This window comes from Streptomyces sp. 8N114, assembly GCF_052245835.1.
Classification (GTDB): domain Bacteria; phylum Actinomycetota; class Actinomycetes; order Streptomycetales; family Streptomycetaceae; genus Streptomyces.
On record NZ_JBQQBT010000002.1, the window covers coordinates 336,236 to 360,016 of the forward strand.

A 23,781-nucleotide genomic window follows, 5' to 3' on the forward strand; every position below is an offset into this window, starting at 1 on the left:
CTGCGGCACAATCGACGGATGGGCCCAGGTGATCTGTTCCCGCGCGAAGCGGAGGAGGTCGCCCCTGGTGCGGTGCACCTGCCGGACCGGTTGTCCGAGGAGGAGCAGCACAAGCTGCTTGCGGCGTGCCGGGAGTGGTCGAAGCCGCCCGCCGGGCTGCGAACTGTGCGGCTGCCGAGCGGTGGCGAGATGTCGGTACGGCAGCTGAGCCTGGGGCGGCACTGGTATCCGTACGGCTACGCGCCGACCGTGGTGGACGGGGGCGGCGAGCCCGTGAAGCCGTTCCCCGGCTGGCTGGGGGAGTGGGCGCGGGCCGCGGTGGACGCCGCGGCCCAGGTGGCCGGGGAGCCGGTGTACGGCGCGGGGCCCTGTGCCGTCCCGTACGACATCGCGCTGGTCAATTTCTACGGTGACGGTGCGCGAATGGGCATGCACAGGGACAGCGACGAGCGCTCCGCCGCGCCTGTCGTCTCGTTCAGCCTGGGGTACGCCTGCGTCTTCCGGTTCGGGAACACCGAGGGGCGGGGCCGGCCGTGGCGGGACGTGGAGCTGCGCAGCGGGGACGCCTTCGTCTTCGGCGGACCCGCGCGGCGGGCGTACCACGGCGTACCCCGCACCGAGCCCGGTTCGGCGCCACCCGAACTGGGGCTGCGGGGGCGGGTGAACGTCACCGTCCGGGCGTACTGACCGCCGGAGCGGCGTACGAAATGCGCGCGGGGCGCGGCGAGTTGAGCGCGTACGGCCTGTCAAGCGGAAGCCGGACGGGTTCACTCTTTAGGAGCTGGCGAACCATGGCGAATCCGTTGTACGGGTCAAGGAGGGGCCGGGCTGCGGGCTAGCGTGACCACGGCGTCGACGCCCCGCTGCCTCCACAGACCTGTCCCTTCCACCGCTCACCTGCCTCAACTCTCCCGAGGAACCCATGGCCGAAGCCCCGAGCAACGCGGCGCAAAACGGAAGAGGATCATCCAATTCCGTTTCCATGACCGCCCCACCGTCCGTTCCTCCCGAGGGGAACGTTCCGGCGCGGCGCCGGCACGGCAGGACCCCGGCGCAGGCCCGGGCGCGCGAGAGCGTGGGCGACGCCGCCGTACGCCACCGACTGGTACGGCTCGCCGTGCTGCCCTCAGGACTGGTCGCGGTCACCGGCGCCGTCGTCGTCGGGTGTCTGCTGGCGGACCGCGACGGCTCGGACCCGATCGGCGCCGCGCTGTTGGCCGTGCTGGCCGTCGGTGCACTGGTGGTGTGCGGAGTGCTCGGCACTGCGGGAGTGCTCGCCGCGGCCGAAGCACGCGGTACGGCAGCGCGCTGTGCGGCACTGCGGCAATCCCTGGTGCGGGGACAGGCCGAACTCCGTTCCATGCTCTGGGCGTTGCGGCACGGCGAACGCCCCGTGACCCGCACCCGTGTGGCCGAGAACGAGCCGGTCGGCGACTCGCTCGACCTACTCTGCCACCAGGTCGCGCTCGCCCAGTGCGCCGCGGAGGCCGCTGTCGTCGAGGCCGTCGCCCTGACGGCGGAGGCGCGCGGCGGCGGCGAGGAGCGGGCCCAGGTCTTCCTCGGCCTCGCCCGCAGGCTCCAGTCCTTGGTGCACCGGGAGATCGAGCTCATCGACGAGCTGGAGAACAAGGTCGAGGACCCGGAACTGCTCAAGGGCGTCTTCCACGTCGACCACCTCGCCACCCGCACCCGGCGTCACGCGGAGAACCTCGCCGTACTCGGCGGCGCCGTCGCACACCGCCGGTGGACGCGCCCCGTCTCCCTCTCCGAGGTGCTGCGCTCCGCTGTCGCGGAGGTCGAGCAGTACACCCGGATCCAGTTGGTGCCCCCGATCGAGGGCACCGTGCGCGGGCACGCCGTCGCCGACGTCATCCATCTGCTGGCCGAACTCGTCGAGAACGCCACGGTGTTCTCCGCGCCGGACAGCCAGGTACTGGTGCGCGCCCAGCGCGTCACCGCCGGGCTCGCGGTCGAGGTCGAGGACCGAGGGCCCGGGATGGACCCAGGCGTACAGAACCGGCTCAACGCGGTGCTCGCCGAACCGGACCGGATCAACGTCCCCGAGCTGGTGCGAAACGGTCGCATCGGCCTCTACGTCGTCTCGGCGCTGGCCCGCCGCCACGGCATCGTCGTCCAGCTGCGGAGCAACATCTACGGCGGAGTGCAGGCCGTCGCCGTACTGCCCCGGCGCCTCCTCGGCCGGCGCCGCGACCAAGGCGCCCCCCTGCCGCCCGAAACCGCTCCCGGCCCGGACGCGGAGCTCACTCCGGGCTCCGGCTCGAAGACGGCTCCGCAGCCGGGCGCGGAGTCGGGGCCCGATCCGCGGCCGCGTGCCCGGGTCCGTGGGAAGGAGCGGGGGCCTGCCACCCCGTTGCCGCTGGTGCCGCCCGGTGCTCGTACGGAAGGCGGGGCCGAGGCGGAGCGCCCGCCGCTGCCCGTACGGAGCCGTCACAAGCATCTCGTCCCGGAGCGGCGCGAGCCCGGACGGCCTCGGCGGGCTGACGGCAACCCGTCCGAAGAGCCGCCCGATCCAGGGCTGATGGCCGCATTCCGGCGGGGCAGCAGTCTCGCGGACAACACCGACCCTCACCCCGAACAGGCCGTGGCGGCGGGGAAGTCGCCCCGCCGCCACCGTACGGCCGTGGCGCGGCATGCGCGCCCTCAAGGAGAAGAGCGCGATGATGGTGAATGAGGCCCCTCAGCGGCGGAGCGGCGAGCGGGACAGCGAGCGGAACACCGACTTTTCCTGGCTGTTGGCCGATCTGGTGCGGCGGGTACCGCATGCCACCAGCGCGCTGCTGCTCTCGGCGGACGGGCTGACGCAGGCCGCGCACGGGCTGGAGCCCGACGCCGCCGACCACCTGGCGGCACTCGCTTCCGGACTGCACTCGCTGGCCCGGAGCTTCGGGCTGCGGATGGCGGAGGGCGACGGGGTCCGGCAGGTCGTGGTGGAGCTCGACCGCTCGCTGCTGTGTGTGTCGAGGGCGGGCCAAGGGACCCGCCTCGCCGTGCTGGCCGCCCGCGAGGCGGACCCCGCGGTGCTGGGGTACGAGATGACGATGCTGATCAAGCGGGTCCGGCCGTTTCTGACGGCGCCCGTCCGGCAGTCCGTCCATCCCTGAGGCCGCGCCGTGCGCACCCCGCCGCCGCCCGCGTTCCCGCCTTGACCCGCCGTGGCGGCGACCGGCGCGGAGTAACTGGCTGAACCTCTCTCTCGTGCTGCGGGGCCGACTCGTGGGGCGCAGCGGCGCCGGAGAAACACCTCCTTCACGCCGACCGCACCTACCGCTACGGTTACCGCCTGCGCGCGGTGCCGTGATCCGCGCGCGGCAATACACACGGCAGGCAGGACGAGTGGGAAGGAGCCGGGCGTGGCGGAACGGCGGGACGACTTCACGACCGTGGCGGACGGGACGCCGGTGGCGACCTACACCTGGCTGCCGGAGGGCGATGTACGCGCCCTGGTCCAGATCGCACACGGCGCCGCCGAACATGCGCTGCGCTACGACCGGTTCGCCCGGCGGCTGACGGCAGGCGGATATGCCGTCGTCGCCTCCGACCACCGGGGGCACGGTGCGACGGCGTCCCACACCGGCGGCTACGGCGCCGTGGGTGCCGAGGGCTGGCGGGCCACGGTCGACGATCTCAAGGAGGTCGGCGACCGGGCCCGCGCCCATATGCCCTCCGACGCCCCGTTCTTCCTCCTCGGGCACAGCATGGGCTCGCAGCTCGCCCGTGACTACGCACAGGAGTACGGCGCCGGGCTGTCCGGGCTGGTGCTGTCGGGCACGTTCCGCTCGCTGCCCGGCTGCGAGACCGAAACCGCCGTGCAGCAGCTGGAGCGGGAGATCGCCGAGCGGGGCAGGGACGCACCGTCCGACTTCACCGCCGTACTGTTCAGCTCCTTCAACGATCCCTTCGAGCACCGCACCGGCTTCGAGTGGCTCTCCCGCGACGAGGCCGAGGTCGACGCCTACGCCCAGGACGAGCGCTGCGGCTTCCCGTTCAGCGCGGGACTGTCGCTGGACTGGGTGCTCGGCTCCCGCAAGATCAACGACCCGGAGCAGTTCGCCCGCATTCCGCGCGCACTGCCGGTCCACATCGCCGTCGGCGACCAGGACCCGTGCAACCAGCGCATGACGCTCGTCTACGAGCTGCTGGAGGACTTCCGCCACCTGGGCACCAGCGATCTGAGCTGGCGGGCGTACGAGGGCGCGCGGCACGAGATCCTCAACGAGACCGTACGGGACGAGGTCGAGGCCGATCTCGTGGAGTGGTTCGAGAGCCACCTGGACCTGGCGCCCTAGCTCCCCCCCGGGGCGCTCGGTCGTCAGCCCGCCGTCGCCCAGTCCTTGGCGAACTCCCCGGGCGAGGACGGGCGCGCGTAGTACCAGCCCTGCGCCGTGTCGCAGCCCAGGTCGCGCAACTGGTCGGCCTGGCTTTCGGTCTCCACCCCCTCGACGGTGACGGCGAGGCCGAGCGCGTGGGCGAGCGAGACGATGCCCTCCACGAAGGTGAGGTCGACCGGGTCGGCCGGGTGCTGCTGGAGGCCCTGGGTGAAGGAGCGGTCCAGCTTGAGCGTGGTGGCAGGCAGCTTGCGCAGGTTGGCCAGGTTGGAGTAGCCGGTGCCGAAGTCGTCCAGCGCGATGTCGACGCCGATCTCGGCCAGTTGCCACAGCGGCTTCAGCTCGTCCTCGTCCGCACCGATCAGCGCGCTCTCGGTGACCTCCAGGCACAGCGACGAGGGCTCCACGCCCGCCGACTCCAGTACGGCGATGGTGTCCGGCACCAGGTCCGGGTGGTGCAGCTGCCGGGGGGAGAGGTTGACGTTGACCCGCAGCGGCTGACCGGCCGACCAGGCGCAGGTCTGCGCCACGGCCTGCTCCAGCACCCAGCGGCCCAACGGCACGATCAGCCCGGTGTGTTCGGCCAGCGGGATGAACCGGTCCGGGCCGAGCCGCCCGTGCACCGGGTGCTTCCACCGCACCAGCGCCTCGGCACCGTCCACACTGCCGTCGCTCATCCGGATCAGCGGCTGGTACTCCAGGAAGAACTCGTCCCGCTCCAGTGCCGCGGGGAGCCGGTTGGTGAGGCTGTGCCGGTCTATCGCGCGGGCCTCGGAGTCCGGGTCGGCCAGCTCGTAGCGGTTGCCGCCCGCGTCCTTGGCCCGGTACATGGTGATGTCGGCGCTCCGCAGCACCTCGGCCGGCTCCAGCTGCCCGGAGGCACCCTCGACTATCCCGATGCTGGCGCGGACGGACAGCTCGCGCCCGTCCACCGAGATCGGGGTCGCCAGCGTCGCCAGCAGGGCCCGAGCCAGGCAGGTGACCTCCTCCGTACCCTCGGGGTCGGACATGAGTACGGCGAACTCGTCACCCCCGATCCGGGCCACCAGATGTGCCGGCGCGGTGGTGCAGGACTGCAGGCGCTCGCCGACCGCGACCAGGAGCTGGTCGCCCACGGCGTGCCCGAGACTGTCGTTGACCGTCTTGAAGCCGTCGATGTCCAGATAGCACAGCCCGAACCGGCTGACCCCGTTGCCCGGCGTCAGGATGCGGTCCAGGCGCTCGGCGAACAGGGTGCGGTTCGGCAGCCCCGTCAGCTCGTCGTGGGTCGCCTCGTAGCGCAGCCGCAGATGCAGCAGGCGGCGCTCGGTGATGTCCTCCATCAGTGCGAGCTGGTACCGGGGTTCACCCTCGGCGTCCCGCAGCAGCGAGACGGTCAGGTTGGTCCACAGCACCGTGCCGTCGGGGCGCTGGTAGGGCTTCTCCACCCGGAAGTGGTCGCGTCGGCCGGCGGCCAGCTCGCGGTGCAGCCGCCAGACGTCGGGGGCGTCGTCCGGGTGCACCCAGTCGTTGATGTTGCGGCGGCGCATCTCCTCCTCGGAGTGCCCGAACATCCTGGCCAGCGCGCCGTTGGCGTCCCGCAGCCGGCCGTTCATGTCGGCGATGCCAATGCCGATGGTGGCCTCCTTGAAGACGGCGCGGAACCGGGTCTCCGAAGCGTGCAGGGCCTCCTCGACGGCCGTCTGCGCGGCCAGCGCGGCACGTGAGAGGGCTTCCTGCTCGGCCAGGGTGCGCTCCTGTACGGCGAGCGTGAACCCGGCGGCGATGGCGTGCTGGAGCCGGGCACAGCGCGAGCGGGCCTCGTCGACGCCGAGCGTGCCGGGGGTTCCGGCGTAGAGCACCAGATACGACTCGACGACGCCGAGGATGTGCGGCAGCGCGTCGGGACTGGTGCAGTGTGCCTGCTTCACCAGCACATCGCCGACCTCCCGGCCGGGTGCGGGGCTGAACGGGTAGGCGTTCAGGGCCTCTCCGAGCATGCCGGCCAGCGGATGGAGGAAGTCCTCCAGCTCGGCGCGGGAGAGCGAGGTCTGGGTGGCGGGGTAGACGGCGCGGCTCCAGATCCGCGCGAAGCGGCGTAGGCCGTCCTCCTCCTCCCCTTCCGCCGCGCCGCTGCCGTTCTGGGCCGGGCTCGTATGCCCCTCGTGTTCCTCGGTCTCGTCCTGGGAGGTCACTCGGCGAGTCCCGCCTTACGGCCGACTCCGGCGAACCCGCTGAAGACGACGGGGTCCTCGTGCTCCATGGGACTGTCGGGGCGCCAGCGCGGAAGCGCGACCAGACCCGGCTCCACCATTTCGAACTCCTCGAAGAACTGCGCGATTTCGTCCTTGGACCGGAAGATCAGCGGGGCGCTCGCACTGCTGTAGACCTCCTGCAGGGCGAGGCCGCCGTCCCGCACGGGCCCGCCCTCGGGGGACCCGTGGGAGAGCACCAACATGCTGCCGGGCGCCAGATGGCGGGCCAGCTCCGCGACGCACTTGCGGGGTTCGTCGCGGTCCTCGATGAAGTGCAGCAGCGCGACAAGCATCAGCACCAGCGGCTTGTCCAGGTCCAGCAGGTCCTCGACCTCGGGGCTCTCGAGGATGTCCTGCGGCGAGCGGAAGTCCGCCGAGACGATGCCGACCCTGCTGTCACCCTCCAGCACCGCGCGGCTGTGCGCGACGGCGACCGGATCGTTGTCGACGTAGACGACCCGTGCGCCGCGGTCCAACGCGTGGGCCACTTCATGGACGTTGCCGAAAGTGGGGATGCCCGAGCCGATGTCGAGGAACTGGGTGAGCCCCTCCTGGACTGCGAAGCGGATCGCCCGGCGCATGAAGGCCCGGTTGGCCTGCATGATCTTCGGCAGTCCTGGCCACGCCTTGATCGCCTGCCGCGCCGTCTCCCTGTCGACCTCGAAGTTGTGCGAGCCGCCCAGGTAGTAGTCGTACATCCGCGACACGCTCGGCACCGTGAGATCGATGCCCTGCGGGGCCCAGGCGGGACGTTGCATCGAGGGGTCTCCAGCTCGCTTCATTCACCGGGGAGTTCCGGTCGGGCCCATGAGGCTACTGACCGAGAAGCGGCGCGTGGAAGGAAACAGCGTTACTGGGGCTGGATCTTGCCTCGCCCTTGACAACTGGGCCGGGAGGTATCGGGGCATAGCGCACCGCGCGGGCCATGATTTAATCGAAGCTAATTGCGAATCGATTGCAAGAGCGAGTGTTCTTTAACAAGGAGAGTGTGCCACACATGACTGCCCGGACGGTACGGACAGCCACCGCGATGGCGACCGCCGCCGGCGTCCTCGCGGCGGCCACGGCGTGCTCCGCGCCCGGCGACGGCGACGGTCCCGGCGGCACGGACTCCCTCACGGTAGGTGTGGCACAGGAGCCGGAGACCCTCAGCCCCCTGCTGGGGTACGGCAAGGAGGGCAACTCGAAGATATTCGACGGCCTGCTCACCCACGACGCCAAGATGAACCTGAAGCCCGCACTCGCCGCCCACCTGCCCAAGGTGAGCAAGGATGGCCGGACTTACACCTACGAGCTGCGCAAGGGCGTCACCTTCAGCGACGGCAAGCCCTTCACCTCCAAGGACGTCGTCTACACCTACGAGACGATCCTCGACAAGAAGACCAACAACGCCTCCAAGGGCGAGCTGGACGCCGTCGAGAGCGTCCGCGCAGCGGGCAGACACCAGGTCGTCTTCCGGCTCAAGTACCCCTACGCGGCATTCGCCGAGCGCACCGTCCTGCCCATCGCCTCCCGGGCCGTCGCCTCGAAGGCCGATGTCAACACCGGCTCCTACAACACCAGTCCGGTCGGCACCGGTCCTTACGTCCTCACCAGCTGGCGCAAGGGCGAGAAGCTCAGCTTCAAGGCCAACCCGCACTACTGGGGCGGCAAGCCGAAGATCAAGCGCTTCACCGTCGCCGTCATCGAGGACGACGACGTACGCGCCACCCGGCTGCGCTCCGGCGACCTGGACGGCGCCATCCTCCCGCCCAACCTCGCCAAGCCGTACGAGAAGTACGACGAGAACCCGGAAAAGCGCACCTTCAGCGCCGAGACCGCCGACTACCGCGCCGTGACCCTGCCCAGCGGCAACCCCGTCACGAAGGACAAGGCCGTCCGCCGCGCCCTCGACCTCGCCGTCGACCGCAAGGCCATGGTCAAGTCCGTACTCAACGGCGCCGGCAAGCCCGCGTACGGCCCGCTGCCCACCGACAGCCCCTGGTTCGCCAAGGGCACCGAACGCCGCCACGACCTGTCCCGTGCCAAGAAGATCCTCGCCGACGCGGGCTGGAAGCCCGGCAAGGACGGTATCCGCGAGAAGAACGGCAGGCGCGCCGCGTTCACCCTCTGGTACTTCTCCGGCGACAAGCTCCGCCAGGACCACGCCCTGGCGTACGCCTCCGACGCGAAGAAAGCCGGCATCGACATCAAGGTCCAGGCCGGCAGCCGCGAGGTCGTCCGTCCCAAGCTCAAGCACGACGCGATGCTGATGGGTAACGGCTTCCCCGCCGATCCCGACTTCGACCTCTACCCGACCCTGCACTCCTCGCAGATCGGCGACGGCTGGAACAACCTCGCCTCCTACCACGACAAGACCGTCGACGAGCAGCTGGACGTGGGCCGCCGCAGCCGCAATGCGGGGGTGCGCAAAACCGCGTACGACAAGGTGCAGCGCGCTCTGGCGAAGAACCCCGGCTACACCTTCCTCACCCACATCGATCACGTCTACGTCATCGACGACAAATGGCGCGGCCTCACCACCCAGCTCGAACCCCACGACCACGGCATCGGCGCGGGCCCTTGGTGGAACCTCCAGGACTGGCAGCCGCAGAAGTGACTTCCCGCCGCAACAAGCCCCTGCGCTTGGGCAGTCTGCTCCCCCAGCCTCCGGCCGGGAGGTACCCCCAGGGGCGCAGGGTGGGCAAGCGCAGCACCGGCCACCGGGCCGCAGACGGAGGGCGCCGACTGCACGGCGCGGGGTCCGGCCGTCGCGCGGGTGCGGCCCGCTTGTGCCCACCCGTTCCGCCCCGGCGGAACGATTGCCCACAAGCGGAAACCGCTGCGCGCCAGCGATGGCGCGCCGCGGCGCGAATGGTCGGGCGGCGCTTGCTGGCGGCCGTACCAGTGCTGGCGGCGGTCACCTTCGGTGTCTTCGCCGTCGCCGCCGCATCGCCTTTCGACCCCGTACAGCAGTACGCCGGCTCCGCCGGACTCAGTGCCTCGCAGGAGACGCTGGACCAGCTGCGCAGCAACCTGAACGTCGACGGGCCGTTTCCGCAGCGCTGGTGGGACTGGCTGACGGGCGCGCTGGTGGGGGACCTGGGGGACTCCACCTCGCTGCGGCAGCCCGTCGCGCAGGTCATCGGCGAACGGCTGGGCTGGTCGGTGCTGCTGTGCGCGGTGGGCTTCACCTTCGCCGTGCTGGTCGGCACGGCCCTCGGGGTCGCCGCGGCGCGCCGCAGGGGCGGCGTGTTCGACCGGGCCGTCACCTCGCTCACGTACACCCTGGAGGCCGCACCGCCGTTCTGGCTCGGGCTGCTGGGCATCTGGCTGTTCGCCGTCCAGCTCGACGTACTGCCCGCCGGCGGGCTCACCGACTCCGGCAGCGATCTGGTCACCGCGGGCGCGCTGGTGCGCCATCTCGCGCTGCCCGCACTGGTGCTGGGCATCTCGCAGGTGCCGTGGTTCCTGCTGTACGTACGGCAGGGCGTCGGCGACGCGCTGGACGAGGACGCCGTACGCGGGGCCCGCGCCCGGGGACTGGCCGAGCGCACGGTGCTGCTGCGGCACGCGCTGCGCTCGGGGCTGCTGCCGCTGCTGACGCTGGTCGGCTCGCGGGTGCCCGAACTCATCACGGGCGCACTGCTGGTGGAGACCGTCTTCAGCTGGCCCGGCATCGCCTCGGCCACCGTCAAGGCCGCCACCGCGACGGACTTCCCGCTGCTGGCAGCCCTCACCGCGCTGGCCACGGTGGCGGTTCTCGCCGGGAACCTGCTCTCCGACCTGCTGTACGGACTGGCCGACCCGCGCGTCGCCTTGGAGGAGATGTGAGCGCCGTACTGAAGGGCGGCGCAGCGCCCGGAGCCGGGATGGGCCGCACCCTGCGGGTGCGCGCCTCGGCAGCCGTGCTGGTGGCCGTGCTCGGGGCGGTACTTCTGGTGCCGCTGCTGTTCCCGCTGGACGAGCAGGCCGTCGACATGGCCAACAAGCTCCAGCCGCCTTCGCCTGCCCATCCGTTCGGCACCGACGATGTGGGCCGCGACGTACTGCTGCGCTGCGTCTACGGGCTGCGGGTCTCGCTGCTGGTCGGCGTCGTCGCCGCACTGGCCGCGACCGTCATCGGCACCGCCGTTGGCGCGGCTGCCGGTGGCGCGGGCGGCAGGACGGACCGGCTGGTGATGCGCGTCGTCGACGTCTTCTCCTCCGTACCGCACCTGCTGCTGGGCATCTTCATCGTGGCGATGTTCCGCCCCGGCGTCTGGCCCGTCGTCGCCTCCGTCGGGCTCACCCACTGGCTGTCCACCGCACGGATCGTCCGGGCCGAGGTGCTGTCCCTGCGGTCCAGGGACTTCATCGACGCCGCCGTCTCCGGCGGAGCCTCGCGCCGGCGGATCGCCGTACGCCATCTGCTGCCCGGTGTGCTGCCGCGGGCGGGGCTGGCGGCGGTACTGATGGTGCCGCACGCCATCTGGCACGAGTCGGCGCTCTCCTTCCTCGGGCTCGGACTGCCCACCCACCGCGCCAGCCTCGGCAACATGATCCAGAGCGCGCGGGGCACCCTGCTGGCCGGCGACTGGTGGCCCACGCTCTTCCCCGGTCTGTTCCTCATCCTGCCCACCCTCGCCATCGCCTCGCTGGCGGGCGTGTGGCGGGAACGGATCAACCCCAGGCGCCGATCGGAGCTGATGCTGTGAGCGGGGAGAGTGCAACCGTGCGCACGCTGCTGGGGGTACGGGAGCTGTCCGTACGCTTCCGGATGCGGCGCGGTCGCGAGATCGCCGCCGTCAGCGACGTCTCCTTCGACCTGGCGGCGGGGGAGTGCCTGGCCCTGGTAGGGGAGAGCGGCTGCGGCAAGTCGGTGCTCGCCTCCGCGCTGCTGGGGCTGCTCCCGGCCAACGCCCGCACCAGCGGCAGCGCGCTGCTGCACGGCCCCGGCAAGGACACCGCTCCCCATCCGGCCGGAGAGGACAAGCCCCTCGATCTGCTCGCCGCCGACGAGGCCACTCTCGCCCGTACGGTGCGCGGGCGGCGCATCGGCCTCGTACCGCAGAGCCCGGCGGCTCACTTGACCCCTGTCCGCACGGTCCGCTCCCAACTCGCCGAGACCCTGCGGGAGCTGAGGGGGCTGCGGGGCGGGGAGGTGCCCGGGGCGACACTCGAGGCCGCCGCCCGCGCCGCCTTCCCCGCCGACCATCTGGACCGGTATCCGCACCAGCTCTCCGGCGGGCTCGCCCAGCGGGCCGCCACCGCACTGGCGCTGGTCGGCGACGCACCGCTGCTGCTCGCCGACGAGCCGACCACCGGACTCGACCGCGATCTGGTGGAGCGCACCGTCGACGAGCTGCGCGCCCACACCGACGACGGTCGGGGCCTGCTGCTGATCACCCACGACCTGGCGGCGGCCGAGCGCGTCGCCGACCGGGTGGCGGTGATGTACGCGGGCCGCGTCGTCGAACTCGCCGCCGCCCGGGACTTCTTCGGCGACCCGGGACCCCGCCACCCCTACGCCCGCGGCCTGCTGGCGGCGCTGCCCGACCGCGCGTTCACCCCCATCCCCGGTATGCCGCCCGAGCTGGGCGACCTCCCGGACGGCTGCGCGTTCGCACCGCGCTGCACCCGCACGAGCGCCGAGTGCGCCCAGGTGCCCGTACCGGCCGACGGTGTGGCCTGCCACCACCCGGTCACGGACGGCTGCCCCTCCGGAGTACGCGGAGGGAGCGGCGTATGACCGCGGCACCCCACCCCGCACTGGAACTGCGCGACATAACCGCGGGTTACGAGCGGCGCGCGCCCGTACTGCGCGAGATCTCGCTGAGCGTGCGCGAGGGCGAGGCGGTGGGACTGCTGGGGCCGAGCGGCTGCGGCAAGTCCACGCTGGCCAAGGTCGCGGCACTGCTGCACCGCCCGTACGCGGGCACCGTACGGCTCGGCGGTGACCCGGCCCGGGGCTGGCGGCACCGGGCGCCGCGGGCCCAGCGCACCGCCGTCGGCGTCGTCTTCCAGCAGCCCCGGCTCGCCGCCGATCCCCGCCTCACCCTCGCCGCGCTGATCGCCGAACCGCTGCGCGCCACGGGCCGCCGCGCCGAGGCGGCCCAGCGAGTCGCGGAACTCGCGGACGCCGTCGGCCTCGGCGGCGACCTGCTCGGCCGCCGCCCGCACGAGGTCAGCGACGGACAGCTGCAGCGCGCCTGCGCGGCACGCGCGCTGGTGCTGCGGCCCCGGGTGCTGGTCTGCGACGAGATGACCGCGATGCTGGACGCCTCCACCACGGCGGCGCTCGTCGCCGTGGTGGAGGACTACCGGAAGCGTTCCGGCGCGGCACTGCTGGCCGTCGGCCACGACCGCACCCTGCTGGAGCGCTGGTGCGACCGCACGGTCGAACTGGACCGGCCGGCCGGCACCCGGGCCGGTACGGCTCCTTAGATCCGCACTCCGTGTGCCCGCAGATACGTCAGCGGATTGATGTCGCTGCCGTAGGCCGGGCCGGTGCGGACCTCGAAGTGCAGATGGGGCCCTGACGAGTTGCCCGTCGACCCGGAGCGGCCGAGTTGCTGCCCCGTCTCCACGGCCTGTCCGGAGCGCACCGTGATGGCCGACAGATGGCCGTACTGGCTGTACTTGCCGTCCTTGTGCCGCACCACCACCTCGTACCCGTAGGCGCCGGCCCAGCCCGCCGAGACGACCGTGCCGTTGGTGACGGCCTTGACAGGAGTGCCGGTGCCGACAGGGAAGTCGACGCCTGTGTGGTACCCGGAGGACCAGCTGCCGCCCGACGCACCATACGGAGTGCCGGGGCTGACGCCGGCGACCGGCGCGGTGGCGGCAGAGGAGGGAGCCCTGTGCTTGGGGGCCGGTTTCTGCGCCGGTTTCTGCGGCTGCGTCTTGGGGGCTTGCTTCTGCGGCGCCTGCTGCTGTGCAGACGGTGTCTTGGAGGCGCGTTCCGACCTCGTGGGCTGTGACTTTTCGCGCTCCTCGCCCTGCAGGGCGCCGTTCACGCTCAGCCGCTGGCCGGGCATGATGAGGTCGGCGTCGTCGCCGATGGTGGTGCGGTTCCCGTCGTAGAGCGAGCGCCAGCCACCCGTGAGGCCCAGCTCATCGGCGATGCTGGAGAGGGTGTCGCCGCTGACCACCTCGTAAGTGGTCTGCTTCTTGCTGCGCTCGGCTCTGGCCCGGTCCGCCTTGGCCTTCGCCGCCCGAGCCTGCTCCGCCCTGGCTTTCTCCGCCTGTGACTTCTCGGACTCCGACTTCTCGGCCTTGTCACCCGCCTGCCCGGTACCCGCCCGCGAACCGCCGGCAGGGGCGCCGCCAGGATCCGCGTCGCCGCGCGAAAGCCCCGCCCGAGGCCCACAGTTGGGCCAGGCGCCCGGCCCCTGGCCCTTGAGCACCTTCTCGGCTATCGCGATCTGCTGGCTCTTGGTGGCCAGGTCGGCCCGCGCGGCGTAGGCCGTACCGCCGAATGCCTCCCAGGTGCTCTGGGTGAACTGGAGCCCGCCGAAGAAGCCATTGCCGGTGTTGATGCTCCAGTTGCCACTGCTCTCGCACTCGGCGACCTTGTCCCACACGTCCGTGGGCGCTGCTTCTGCGACTTGGGCCCCGACGAGGGGCATGGCAATCCCCGCGCCGCCCGCGGTCACCTTCAAGGTGGCGCGCGAGACGGCGCGTGGCTGATAGCGGCGGTGGCGTCCACGTATGGACATGGGGGGTACCTCCGTTGATTGGCTGGTCGGCGGCCTACGGACAGCCGTGGCCGGGGATTTACAGGTCCAAGCCCCGCTCCCTGGCGAGGCGGTGCGCTGCCTGGTCGGCGACTGATTCGTCCAGATACACCTCGCATTTCAGACGCCCGCTGCCCGTCATGTTGTGCTCCAGCTCGTACAGGCTGAGCTCGGTGCCGTCGGCGAGCAGGAAGGCGTGTTCGTAGACGGAGCACCACACCTGGCAGTCACCGGCATGCACCCGTGGTCCGGGCACGTGCATGATGTGGTGCCCGAGCGCCGAGGAGAGCAGCCGCAGCGTCTCCTCGCCCGGCCGGTCGGGGTTCTCGGCCCGGCGCAGCAGCCTGCGGGCGTGCTCGGCCGAGTCGCCCTCCGAGTACTCCCGGTGCGGGTAGGCCGTGCCCGGAGCGCCGGTGAGGAAGTCGAACGAGACGGCGCCATGGCCCGCACCGTCCGGTTCGCCCTCCTCGCCCATCCGGCGGTGTACCCGGCGTTCGGAGCGGCGCAGCGCCTCGGCGTCGTCGTACACCTCGTGCAGCTCGCCCGCACTGTCGGGGCTGTCGTAGCACAGCTCCCACAGCAGTAGACTGCTTCCGTCGGCGAGCAGGAAGACATGGCGAAAACTGCTGCATCGCACGGCGGGCGGCGGGGAATTGCGGTGGCGCCAGCCGTACAGCTCCACCTGGAACATCACAGCGCTGCGTAGTCGGTCGAGCACCTCGTCGCGGACGTCGAACGGGTTCTGGGCGCGGGTCAGCAGCTCTTCGAGGTGCTGAACAGGCGTCAAGTGCCCTTTGTTGCCCATCGCGGAATCCTCCCGGCGTGCAGCAAACAACCGACCGTCCCCGCGCGCACAAACCGTAGCGCCCCCACAGTGCCGCGCGGGAGGAGTTGGGGGAATTCCGCTGCCGGAAACCCTTCGGCGACGCGTTTTTTCAGTCGAATCCATGCGGTATGCCGGAGGATCGCCGGGGGTGAGCGGCGTGCCAGCGGGAACCACAGGTACGACGAGCCGCGGCTGAAGGGCCTCTGAAAGGAGGCAGTGGTGACGACACTGCCCGTCGGATACGAGTCCTACTGGATGCTCTCCGCGGCGGGAGCACCTTGCCCCCCGCTGCCGCCCGACAGCCGGATCGAGGTCGACGTCGCCGTGGTGGGCGGCGGCATCGCGGGCCTCTCGGTGGCCTGGGAACTGGCCCGCGCGGGCCGCAGCGTCGCCGTGCTGGAGTCCGACCGGCTGGCGGCCGGCGTCACCGGACACACCACGGCCAAGCTCTCCGCGCTGCACGGGCTGACCTACAGCTGGCTGCGGGCCAACCGGGGCGCCGAGGAGGCGCGGCTCTACGCCCTCTCCCAGCAGGGTGCCGTCGATCATCTGGCCGCCGTCGGCGAGCGGTTGGGGATCGAGTGCGAGCTGGAGCGGGTGCCTGCCTACACCTTCGTCGAGTCGGCGGACCATGTGGACGAGGTGCGCGCCGAGGCGGAGGCCGCCGCCGAGGCGGGCCTGGCCGCCTCGTTCGTCACCGACACCGGGCTGCCCTTCCAGGTGTGTGCTGCCGTCAGGGTCGAGAACCAGGCACAGTTCCACCCGCGCAAGTACCTGCTGGCACTGGCGGACGACATCCTGCGGCACGGCGGGCTGCTGTTCGAACGCACCCGCATCGTCGCACTCGACGAGGGCGACCCGTGCCTGCTCGGCGCGGAGAACGGGGGTGAGGTCGTCGCCCGTGACGTGGTGGTGGCCACCCACTACCCGGTCTTCGACAGGGCGTTGATGTTCTCCCGGCTGGAGCCGCGCCGAGAGCTGGTCATCTCCGCTCTGCTGCCCGAGGACGAGGACCCGGGCGGCACCTATCTCTCGCCGGAGCGCGGCACCCGCTCGGTGCGTACCGCGCCGTACCCGTTCGGCACGGGGCGGCGCCTGCTGATCGTCACGGGGGAGAAGTTCACCCCCGGGATGCCGGGCATCGGCTCGGTCGGCGCCCGCTACGAACGGCTGGCGGCCTGGGCGTACGAGCGCTTTCCCAGCGCCCGGCTCGCCCACCGCTGGGCGACCCAGGACAACGAGACCACCGACCGTGTGCCCTACATCGGCCGTTTCCACGCGGGCGCCCAGCACGTCTACGTCGCCACCGGCTTCGGCGGCTGGGGGATGAGCTCGGGCGTGCTGGCCGGGCAGCTGCTGGCCGTGCACCTGACCGGTGAGCAACTGCCGCCGTGGGCACGGCTGTACGACCCGGTGCGGCTGCGGCCCCGTGAGGCGCCCGCGCTGCTGCGTCTCCAGTCGGCGGTGGCCCGGCGCTTCGTGGGGGACCGGCTACGGCCCAGCTACGTCGACTCGGTGGACGAGATCCCGCCGGGGACCGGCGCCATCGTGCGGGTGCAGGGGCGGCGCTGCGCGGTGCATCGCACGACCGAGGGCGAACTACGCGCCGTCTCGCCGCGCTGTACGCACCTGGGCTGTCTGGTGCGGTTCAACGACGCCGAGTCGGCGTGGGAGTGCCCCTGCCACGGCTCCCGCTTCGGCGCCGACGGCTCGGTGATACAGGGCCCGGCGACCCGCCCGCTGGAACAGCGGGACTTGGGGGAGGGGTAGGGCTTTTCCGGGCCCCGAAGGGGCGCGGGGAACTGCTCCCCTGGGGGTACCTCCCGGCCGGAGGCTGGGGGACTCCGGCCGGGAGGTGCCCCCACCGGCCACGACGCAACCCGCACCCCGCAAGCTTCGGGCAGGGGCACCCCCTCACCGGCACAAATGAAGGGGCGCAGCAGGATCCGCCGTGCTCACAGCCAGCCCGGGTCGGTCTCCAGAGCGAGAGTGTCCAGCGCTGTCAACAGGTCGAACTGCGGGGCAGTCCGCGGCAGTTCGGCACGGAAGAAATAGCGTGCCGCCTGCCGCTTGCCCCGCAGAAAAGCGTCGTCCTCAGCACCCGAACCGCTGGACAGCGTGGCGAGGAACTGCCCCAGCCAGATCCACGCCACGGCCACGTGCCCGACCGCCTCCAGGTAGACCGTCGAGTTGGCCAGCGCCACTGACGGATCGCCGCTCTCCCACAGCCGTGCCGTCACGGCGGTGACCCGCTCCCAGTACGTGCGCAGCGTCGCCGCCAGTTCTGCGGCTTCACCGCCCGCGGCTTCGGCGCGCTCGAGCGTCTCCCGTACCGCGTCCCCCAGCGCACGCAGCCCGGCCCCGCCGTCCTGCACCACCTTGCGGCCCAGCAGATCGAGTCCCTGGATGCCGTGGGTGCCCTCGTGGATGGGGTTGAGGCGGTTGTCGCGGTAGTGCTGCTCGACGTCGTACTCGCGGGTGTAGCCGTATCCGCCGTGCACCTGGATGGCGAGGCTGTTGGCCTCCAGGCACCACTGCGACGGCCAGCTCTTGGCGATCGGCGTCAGCACGTCCAGCAGCAGTCCGGCGCGGGCCCGGTCCTCCTCGGCGGCGGCCGAGCACTGCTCGTCCACCAGCAGGGAGCAGTACAGCAGCAGCCCCAGCGCGCCCTCCACATAGGACTTCTGCGCGAGCAGCATCCGCCGTACGTCCGCGTGCTCGACGATCGGCACTTGTGGCGCCGTGGCGTCCTTGCCGCGCGCTGTCGGCGGGCGGCCCTGCGGCCGTTCGCGGGCGTAGGCGAGGGACTTCAGGTAGCCGGTGTAGCCCAGCGCCATGGCGCCCGCGCCGACGCCGATCCGGGCGCCGTTCATCATGTGGAACATGTACGCCAGTCCGCGGTGCTCCTCGCCCACCAGATGGCCGATGGCGCCCTGTTCGCCGCCGGGACGGTGGTGCGCGCCCTCGCCGAAGTTGAGCAGCGCGTTCGTAGTACCCCGATAGCCCATCTTGTGGTTGAGCCCGGCCGGTACCACGTCGTTGCGCTCGCCGAGCGCGCCGTCCGGCTCGACCAGATACTTGGGGACGATGAACAGCGAGAGCCCCTTGACGCCTGCCGGTCCGCCGGGGACGCGGGCCAGTACGAGGTGGACGATGTTCTCGGACAGCTCGTGGTCGCCGCCGGAGATCCACATCTTGGTGCCGAACAGCCGGTAGGTGCCGTCCTGCTGTCGCTCGGCGCGCGTGGTGACATCGGCCAGCGAGGAGCCGGCGTGCGGCTCGGATAGGCACATGGTGCCGAAGAAGCGCCCTTCGAGCATCGGCCGTACGTAGGTGTCGACCTGTTCGCGGGTGCCGTGGGCGCACAGCAGGCGCGCGTTGCCGAGGGTGAGGAACGGATACGCCGACGTGCCGACGTTGGCGGCCTGGAAGTAGGAGAAGCAGGCGGTCGCGACGGTCTGCGGCATCCCCATGCCGCCGAACTCCTCGTCCATGGCTGCCGCCAGCAGACCCGACTCGGCGAACACCCCCAGCGCCTCGGACACTTCCTTGACGGTGTGCACCTGCTCGCCGTCGAACCAGGGCTCCTCCTGGTCGTTCTTCTTGTTGTGCGGCGCGAAGTGCCGGGTGGCGATCCGCTCGCTCAGCTCCAGGGCGTCGTCGAAGGTCTCCCTGGAGTGCTCCGCGTAGCGTGCGCGCCGGGTCAGCGACTCGACGTCCAGCCAGTCGTAGAGCTGGAATTCGAGGTCGCGGCGGGAGAGCAGCAGAGAGGGTGTGGGCATGAGGGTGGTCCGATCCCCGGGGGCAGCGAGCAGCGAGCATGGAGCGCTCGGTTTCTAAGCGCTTGCTTATGGTCGCCCCGAGGACCCTCACTGTCAACGGCCACCGGAAGCCCACCCCGTCAACGCCCCGAGAGCCGAGCCCACGTCACGGCTTGCGCGCCACCCCCGCGTACAGCGTCAGGGTGCCCTCGGGCAGCCCGCCGAGCGGGTCGCTGTCGGGGCGCCACAGGTGCACCTGGGTGATGCCGGGGTCCAGCAGTTCCAGCCCGTCGAAGAACCCGGCGACCTGCGCACGGCTCCGTGGCACAAGGACCGTACCGTTCCGCTTGTAGATGTCGACGACCTCCTTGATCCGGTCGACACCGTCCTGCTCGGGCACGTCGGCGATGCCGTGGCTCAGCGCCAGGAAGCTGCCCGGTGCGAGGCGGTCCAGCAGCGTACGCAGTATCCGCTCGGGGTGCTGCTCGTCCGGGACGAAGTGGATGAGCGCGTTGACCGATACGGCGACGGGGCGCTCCAAGTCGAGCGTGTGGTGCAGTTCGGCCGCCTCCAGCACGCTGTCGGGCCGGGTCACGTCCGCTCGCAGATAGGCCGTGCGGCCTTCGGACGTGCTGTGCAGCAGTGCTTGTGCGTACTGGAGCACGATGGGGTCGTTGTCGGTGTAGACGACCCGCGCCTCGGGGGCCACCGACTGCGCCACCTGGTGCAGGTTGGGCTCGGTCGGAATGCCGCTGCCGATGTCCAGGAACTGCCGCACGCCGTACTCGGCCGCCAGCGTGCGGGTGACACGGACCATGAAATCGCGGTTGGCGCGGGCCGCGGTGACGATCTCCGGCAGCTTGGCGACCACCGCTTCGGCTGCCTGTACGTCCGCCTCGTAGTGGGTCTTGCCCCCGAGGTAGTAGTCGTACATGCGCGCGGAGTGCGGTTTGGCCGTGTCGATCGGTGGTGCGCCGCCCTGCTCGGACATCGCGGTTTCCCCCTCAGCAATCCTGTCGTGGTCCTTGGTCAGGGCTTTCGGGCCACGCCGGCGAGCATGCTCGGCAGGCCCTCCTCGAGCTCGGTGACCTGTCCGGGCTCCGGGCGCCAGTCGTGCGCCATCACCAGTCCCGGCTCCACCAGCTCCAGCCCCTCGAAGAAGCGGGCGACTTCGGTGCGGTCCCGCGGCCGCAGCGTGGTGCCGCCCTTCGCGTAGATCTCCACCACCTCGCGGCCCAGCGCCTCCAGCGCGGGGTCGCCGACGTCCGCAGTGGCGTGCGAGAGGCACAGATAGCTGCCGGAGGGCAGCCGGTCCAACAGGCCGGTGAGGATCTCGTACGGGCCCCACTCGTCGGGGACGAAGTGGAACAGCGCGTTGACCGAGAGCGCCACCGGCAGGCCGAGGTCGAGCGTGGAGTGCAGCTCGTCGGAGCCGACGATCGTCTCCGGCTTGGCGGCATCCGCCTGCAGATAGGCGGTGCGGCCCTCGGGCGTGCTGTGCAGCAGTGCTTGTGCGTACTGGAGCACGATGGGGTCGTTGTCGGTGTAGACGACCCGCGCCTCGGGGGCCACCGACTGCGCCACCTGGTGCAGGTTGGGCTCGGTCGGAATGCCGCTGCCGATGTCCAGGAACTGTCTTATGCCCGCTTCGGCGGTCAGCCAGCGGGTGGCCCGGATCATGAAGTCGCGGTTGGCGCGTGCCATGGCACCGGCGAACGGCACGGTCGCGACGACCGCTTCGGCCGCCTGCACGTCCGCCTCGTAGTGGTTCTTGCCTCCGAGGTAGTAGTCGTACATCCGGGCCGAGTGCGGCTTGGTGGTGTCTATGCCGGGGAGGTTCCCCTCTGCAGTCATGCAGCCTCTCCGTTCTTCGGTCCAGGTCCTGGCGGTGCGGTCAGTCGGAGGCCAGCAGGAAGTCGGCCACGCCCTGCTTTGCGCCTCGCAGGAAGGTCTCGAACTCGTGGGTGGTGTAGATGAGTGCCGGACCTTCCGGATCTGTGGACTGCCGCAGCGCGACCCGGCCGTCGCCGAGCTTCATCGCTTCGACGCAACTGCCGCCGTTGGTGCCGCTCCAGGGCTTCTGCCAGCCCTCGTTGCCGAGGTGCTTCGCAGGCATGCCGTTGTATATGTGTGGGGGGTGGCCTGAATGACCCATACTTCAGAACTCCTTGCGGATCTCACCGAGGACAGCCTCGGTGTGTGGTACCGGCGCGGCTTGCGCGCCCATGCGGTCCAGCACCTCCAGATAGGCGGCGGTGTCGGGACGCTGATCCAGGTACGTGGCGCCCGTCAGGCCCTCCGTGTAGACGATGTCCGGGAGTTCCGGAATATCGAAACGGAAGAGCTGGAAGGGCCCGAACATTCCGGGGTGCGCACCTGAAGTGAACGGGATGATCTGAATCGTGATGTTCTGCTGCTTGGACAGCTCGATGAGCCGGTCGATCTGCTCCCGCATAACCGCAGGGGAACCCACGTGGCGGCGCAGTACCTGCTCGTCGAGTACGGCCCAGAGAACCGGAGCGTCGGGATCGTGGAGGAGCCGCTGGCGCCCCATCCTCAGTTGAACCCGACGGTCCAGTTCCTCCTCGTCGGCCGCGGGGAAGCCGGTGCGCAGCAGAGCGCGCGCGTATGCCTCGGTCTGTAGCAGCCCGGGGACGCAGTGCGGCTCGTACGCCCTGATCAGGCTCGCCTCGCCCTCCAGGCTCACGTAGAGGCTGAACCAGGACGGCAGGACGTCACGGAAGCTGTGCCACCAGCCGGGCCGGTTGGCCTCGTCCACCAGGGACAGGAACGAGGCCGTCTCCTCGTCGGAGAGGCCGTACATACGCAGCAGCTTCTCGACGTATGGTGGCTTGAGGCCGACTTCCGCCTTCTCCATACGACGCACCGTGGTCGTATTGACACTGAGTGCGTATGCAGCCTCGGAAAAGGAACAACCTGCCCGCTCACGGAGATCACGCAGGCGTAGACCGAGCACTATCTGCCCCACAGTCGGCGCGGAACGAGCCTCGGCCACTATTGCCTCCTTGACTGCCTCCCCTGGCGGACCCTGGCGTCAGCAGTGTGCCATGGCTCCAATGCAGCAGCCATACTGCCCGTGCGATTCTGCGAATTGCAGAACTCCCCTTGCCATCTGTGAAAGATGCTGCGCATAGTGAACAGCGTGACCCAGCTCATGAGGCTCCGGCACCAGAGCCGCACAGCATCTCTCGCGTCACCGGAGGGCCGGCCGGCGATGGCCCCCCAGGTGTGCGCGTGCGCAGGCCCTCCCGGGCCCTGTGTGGAGCACTTCCCGGCAGCCGTCCCCTCCCCTCACAGGTAGACGGAAGGCGTTCACCCGTGGCCTCCTCGTATCCCCCTGCGCAGCTCTCCTTGCCCGCCCCGTCGGCCGTACCGGCCGTGGAAGCGCGTCAGGAGGGATTCGAGCTCCCCGCTCACACCTCGTCGGTCGCCCGGGCCCGCGCCCGGCTCCGCAGCCGGTTGCAGCACTGGGGCTTTCCTGAGGACCTCGGCCACACTGCGCAGCTGGTCATCTCCGAGTTCGTCACCAATGCCGTACTGCACACGGACACCGTCCGCATAGGGTGCCGTATCCACCTGGACGGCGACCGGTTGCGGATAGAGGTCACCGACGAGGGCACGCAGAGCTGCGCGCCGCAGCCCCGCAGCGCGACCTCGGACGAGGTGAACGGCCGCGGACTGCAGCTCGTCGGCGCTCTCGCCCAGCGCTGGGGCGTCTCGGCGCACGGCGGCCGGTGCGGCCGCGTCGTCTGGGCGGAACTGGGCATGACCAGCGTCCTATGACTGCCTGCTCCAGCTGATCACTCGCTGTCACCGCCAGGCGCCCCGGGGCCCGCCGCCCGGGCGCCGGGTATCACTCGGGGCATCGGCCGGCCATCTCGTCCTGTACCCCCGTCGTGTCAATTTCCGGTGTGTAAAAGCGACTTGACGTTGGTCCGGGCCGGACTCCCATGGCATGCTTCCCCGCGAGGACAGGCGTCCGCGCAGCCGGCGTGCGGTGCGCCGGTGAACACAGTGGGGCATACATGCGGGAAGAGATGACCGGTAATGCGATGCACGGGGTGGACATCACCGTCCCGAGCGTGGCCCGGATGTACGACCACTATCTGGGCGGCAAGGACAACTACGCCGTCGACCGCGAGGCCGTCGCGGCGCTGGACGAGAAAGTGCCGCGTACCGGGGCTCTTGCGCGCAACAACCGACGCTTCCTCCAGCGGGCCGTGCGCATCCTGGCGGAGGACTACGGCATCCGCCAGTTCCTCGACCACGGCTCAGGGCTGCCCACCCAGGACAACGTCCACCAGGTCGCGCAGCGCACGGATCCGGAAGCCCGCGTCGTCTACGTCGACAACGACCCCATCGTGCTCGCCCACGGCCGGGCGCTGTTGGAGGAGAACGCCAACACGGCGGTGATCCAGGCCGATATGCGCGACACGGAGACAATCTTCGACAGCCCCGAGGTGCGTCGGCTGATCGACCTGTCCGAGCCCGTCGCGCTGCTCTTCATCTCGGTGATGCACTGCATCCCCGACGACTCCGATCCGGCCGCCGTCGTACGCCGCGCCCTGGAGCGGGTGCCCTCCGGCAGCTTCGTCGTACTCAACCAACTGGTGAGCCACGACAAGGAGACCCGCGACTTCGTCACCGATTTCATGAACAGCAGCACCCACGGCAACTGGGGCCGGGTGCGTGAACCGCATGATGTCGAGCCGTACTTCGCGGGGCTGGAGCTGCTGGAGCCGGGCCTGGTCGAGATCAACGACTGGCGCCCCGACTCCGACCTGTGTGCGCGCCAGCTGGAGGACGAGACCTGGTTCGAGTTCGGCGGCGTGGCACGGAAGCCGTAACGTGCCGGGAGCCGGCGGGCGCGGCGCCACCGCGCCCGCTCGGTACGAG

The 23,781-nt window shown here is 70.8% G+C and carries 21 protein-coding genes; 12 read left to right on the top strand and 9 right to left on the bottom strand.

What is annotated here, in order from left to right:
• The first annotated feature begins 18 nt into the window (after window positions 1–18).
• The 4 genes from ACTWQF_RS06975 (at window position 19) to ACTWQF_RS06990 (ending at window position 4,307) form a co-directional block, all read left to right on the top strand.
• Entirely contained in the window at window positions 19–687 is a 669-nt protein-coding gene (locus ACTWQF_RS06975; protein ID WP_443278113.1) for an alpha-ketoglutarate-dependent dioxygenase AlkB family protein, read from the top strand.
• Window positions 688–982: 295 nt separating this feature from the next.
• Window positions 983–2,692, top strand: coding sequence for an ATP-binding protein (locus ACTWQF_RS06980; RefSeq protein ID WP_443278115.1), 1,710 nt, complete (start codon window positions 983–985; stop codon window positions 2,690–2,692).
• Window positions 2,682–3,122, top strand: a complete 441-nt coding sequence (locus ACTWQF_RS06985; protein ID WP_443278482.1) for a roadblock/LC7 domain-containing protein — start codon at window positions 2,682–2,684, stop codon at window positions 3,120–3,122. Before ACTWQF_RS06980 ends, ACTWQF_RS06985 begins: the two co-directional genes overlap by 11 nt.
• A gap of 249 nt (window positions 3,123–3,371) precedes the next feature.
• Window positions 3,372–4,307: an alpha/beta fold hydrolase gene (locus ACTWQF_RS06990; protein WP_443278117.1), complete on the top strand. Its 936-nt coding sequence runs from the start codon at window positions 3,372–3,374 to the stop codon at window positions 4,305–4,307.
• A 23-nt stretch (window positions 4,308–4,330) separates the two neighbouring features.
• On the opposite strand, the gene ACTWQF_RS06995 is transcribed toward ACTWQF_RS06990, so the two are convergent.
• Complete coding sequence (locus ACTWQF_RS06995; protein WP_443278119.1) at window positions 4,331–6,520, bottom strand: putative bifunctional diguanylate cyclase/phosphodiesterase; 2,190 nt, start codon at window positions 6,518–6,520, stop codon at window positions 4,331–4,333.
• Complete coding sequence (locus tag ACTWQF_RS07000; RefSeq protein WP_443278121.1) at window positions 6,517–7,338, bottom strand: SAM-dependent methyltransferase; 822 nt, start codon at window positions 7,336–7,338, stop codon at window positions 6,517–6,519. The genes ACTWQF_RS06995 and ACTWQF_RS07000 overlap by 4 nt, the downstream gene beginning before the upstream one ends.
• A gap of 239 nt (window positions 7,339–7,577) precedes the next feature.
• On the opposite strand from ACTWQF_RS07000, the gene ACTWQF_RS07005 reads away from it, so the two are divergent.
• From ACTWQF_RS07005 to ACTWQF_RS07025, 5 genes are all read left to right on the top strand, one after another.
• On the top strand, window positions 7,578–9,179 hold the full coding sequence (locus tag ACTWQF_RS07005) for an ABC transporter substrate-binding protein (RefSeq protein WP_443278123.1): 1,602 nt from the start codon (window positions 7,578–7,580) through the stop codon (window positions 9,177–9,179).
• 254 nt (window positions 9,180–9,433) lie between these two features.
• Window positions 9,434–10,393 (top strand): ABC transporter permease, encoded by a 960-nt coding sequence (locus tag ACTWQF_RS07010; RefSeq protein ID WP_443278125.1) that lies wholly within the window; start codon window positions 9,434–9,436, stop codon window positions 10,391–10,393.
• 38 nt (window positions 10,394–10,431) lie between these two features.
• Window positions 10,432–11,256 carry an ABC transporter permease gene (locus tag ACTWQF_RS07015; RefSeq protein WP_443278483.1) on the top strand — a complete coding sequence of 275 codons (825 nt, stop codon included), beginning with the start codon at window positions 10,432–10,434 and terminating at the stop codon, window positions 11,254–11,256.
• Between the two features lie 62 nt (window positions 11,257–11,318).
• Window positions 11,319–12,290, top strand: coding sequence for an ABC transporter ATP-binding protein (locus ACTWQF_RS07020; protein WP_443278484.1), 972 nt, complete (start codon window positions 11,319–11,321; stop codon window positions 12,288–12,290).
• On the top strand, window positions 12,287–12,985 hold the full coding sequence (locus ACTWQF_RS07025; protein WP_443278127.1) for an ABC transporter ATP-binding protein: 699 nt from the start codon (window positions 12,287–12,289) through the stop codon (window positions 12,983–12,985). The genes ACTWQF_RS07020 and ACTWQF_RS07025 overlap by 4 nt, the downstream gene beginning before the upstream one ends.
• Here ACTWQF_RS07025 and ACTWQF_RS07030 read toward each other — a convergent pair.
• Window positions 12,982–14,259: a transglycosylase family protein gene (locus ACTWQF_RS07030; RefSeq protein WP_443278129.1), complete on the bottom strand. Its 1,278-nt coding sequence runs from the start codon at window positions 14,257–14,259 to the stop codon at window positions 12,982–12,984. The two genes, ACTWQF_RS07025 and ACTWQF_RS07030, sit on opposite strands and share 4 nt — an antisense overlap.
• A 58-nt stretch (window positions 14,260–14,317) precedes the next feature.
• Complete coding sequence (locus ACTWQF_RS07035) at window positions 14,318–15,082, bottom strand: DUF6227 family protein (protein ID WP_443278131.1); 765 nt, start codon at window positions 15,080–15,082, stop codon at window positions 14,318–14,320.
• 240 nt (window positions 15,083–15,322) lie between these two features.
• Here ACTWQF_RS07035 and ACTWQF_RS07040 point away from each other — a divergent pair, with 240 nt between their 5' ends.
• Complete coding sequence (locus ACTWQF_RS07040; RefSeq protein WP_443278133.1) at window positions 15,323–16,873, top strand: FAD-dependent oxidoreductase; 1,551 nt, start codon at window positions 15,323–15,325, stop codon at window positions 16,871–16,873.
• Between the two features lie 185 nt (window positions 16,874–17,058).
• On the opposite strand, the gene ACTWQF_RS07045 is transcribed toward ACTWQF_RS07040, so the two are convergent.
• From ACTWQF_RS07045 to ACTWQF_RS07065, 5 genes are all read right to left on the bottom strand, one after another.
• On the bottom strand, window positions 17,059–18,885 hold the full coding sequence (locus tag ACTWQF_RS07045) for an acyl-CoA dehydrogenase (protein ID WP_443278135.1): 1,827 nt from the start codon (window positions 18,883–18,885) through the stop codon (window positions 17,059–17,061).
• Window positions 18,886–19,030: 145 nt separating this feature from the next.
• The gene (locus tag ACTWQF_RS07050; protein ID WP_443278137.1) at window positions 19,031–19,855 is read right to left on the bottom strand and encodes an SAM-dependent methyltransferase; all 825 of its coding nucleotides are present in this window, start codon (window positions 19,853–19,855) and stop codon (window positions 19,031–19,033) included.
• A 38-nt stretch (window positions 19,856–19,893) separates the two neighbouring features.
• Window positions 19,894–20,718 carry an SAM-dependent methyltransferase gene (locus tag ACTWQF_RS07055; protein WP_443278139.1) on the bottom strand — a complete coding sequence of 275 codons (825 nt, stop codon included), beginning with the start codon at window positions 20,716–20,718 and terminating at the stop codon, window positions 19,894–19,896.
• 40 nt (window positions 20,719–20,758) lie between these two features.
• Window positions 20,759–21,019: a DUF397 domain-containing protein gene (locus ACTWQF_RS07060; protein ID WP_443278141.1), complete on the bottom strand. Its 261-nt coding sequence runs from the start codon at window positions 21,017–21,019 to the stop codon at window positions 20,759–20,761.
• A 3-nt stretch (window positions 21,020–21,022) separates the two neighbouring features.
• A complete protein-coding gene (locus tag ACTWQF_RS07065; RefSeq protein WP_443278143.1) occupies window positions 21,023–21,880 on the bottom strand; it encodes a helix-turn-helix domain-containing protein in 858 nt (285 codons plus the stop codon).
• Between the two features lie 323 nt (window positions 21,881–22,203).
• Between ACTWQF_RS07065 and ACTWQF_RS07070 the strand changes: the two genes are divergently transcribed.
• Window positions 22,204–22,668, top strand: a complete 465-nt coding sequence (locus ACTWQF_RS07070) for an ATP-binding protein (protein WP_443278145.1) — start codon at window positions 22,204–22,206, stop codon at window positions 22,666–22,668.
• 242 nt (window positions 22,669–22,910) lie between these two features.
• Window positions 22,911–23,732: an SAM-dependent methyltransferase gene (locus ACTWQF_RS07075; protein WP_443278147.1), complete on the top strand. Its 822-nt coding sequence runs from the start codon at window positions 22,911–22,913 to the stop codon at window positions 23,730–23,732.
• Window positions 23,733–23,781: the final 49 nt, after the last annotated feature.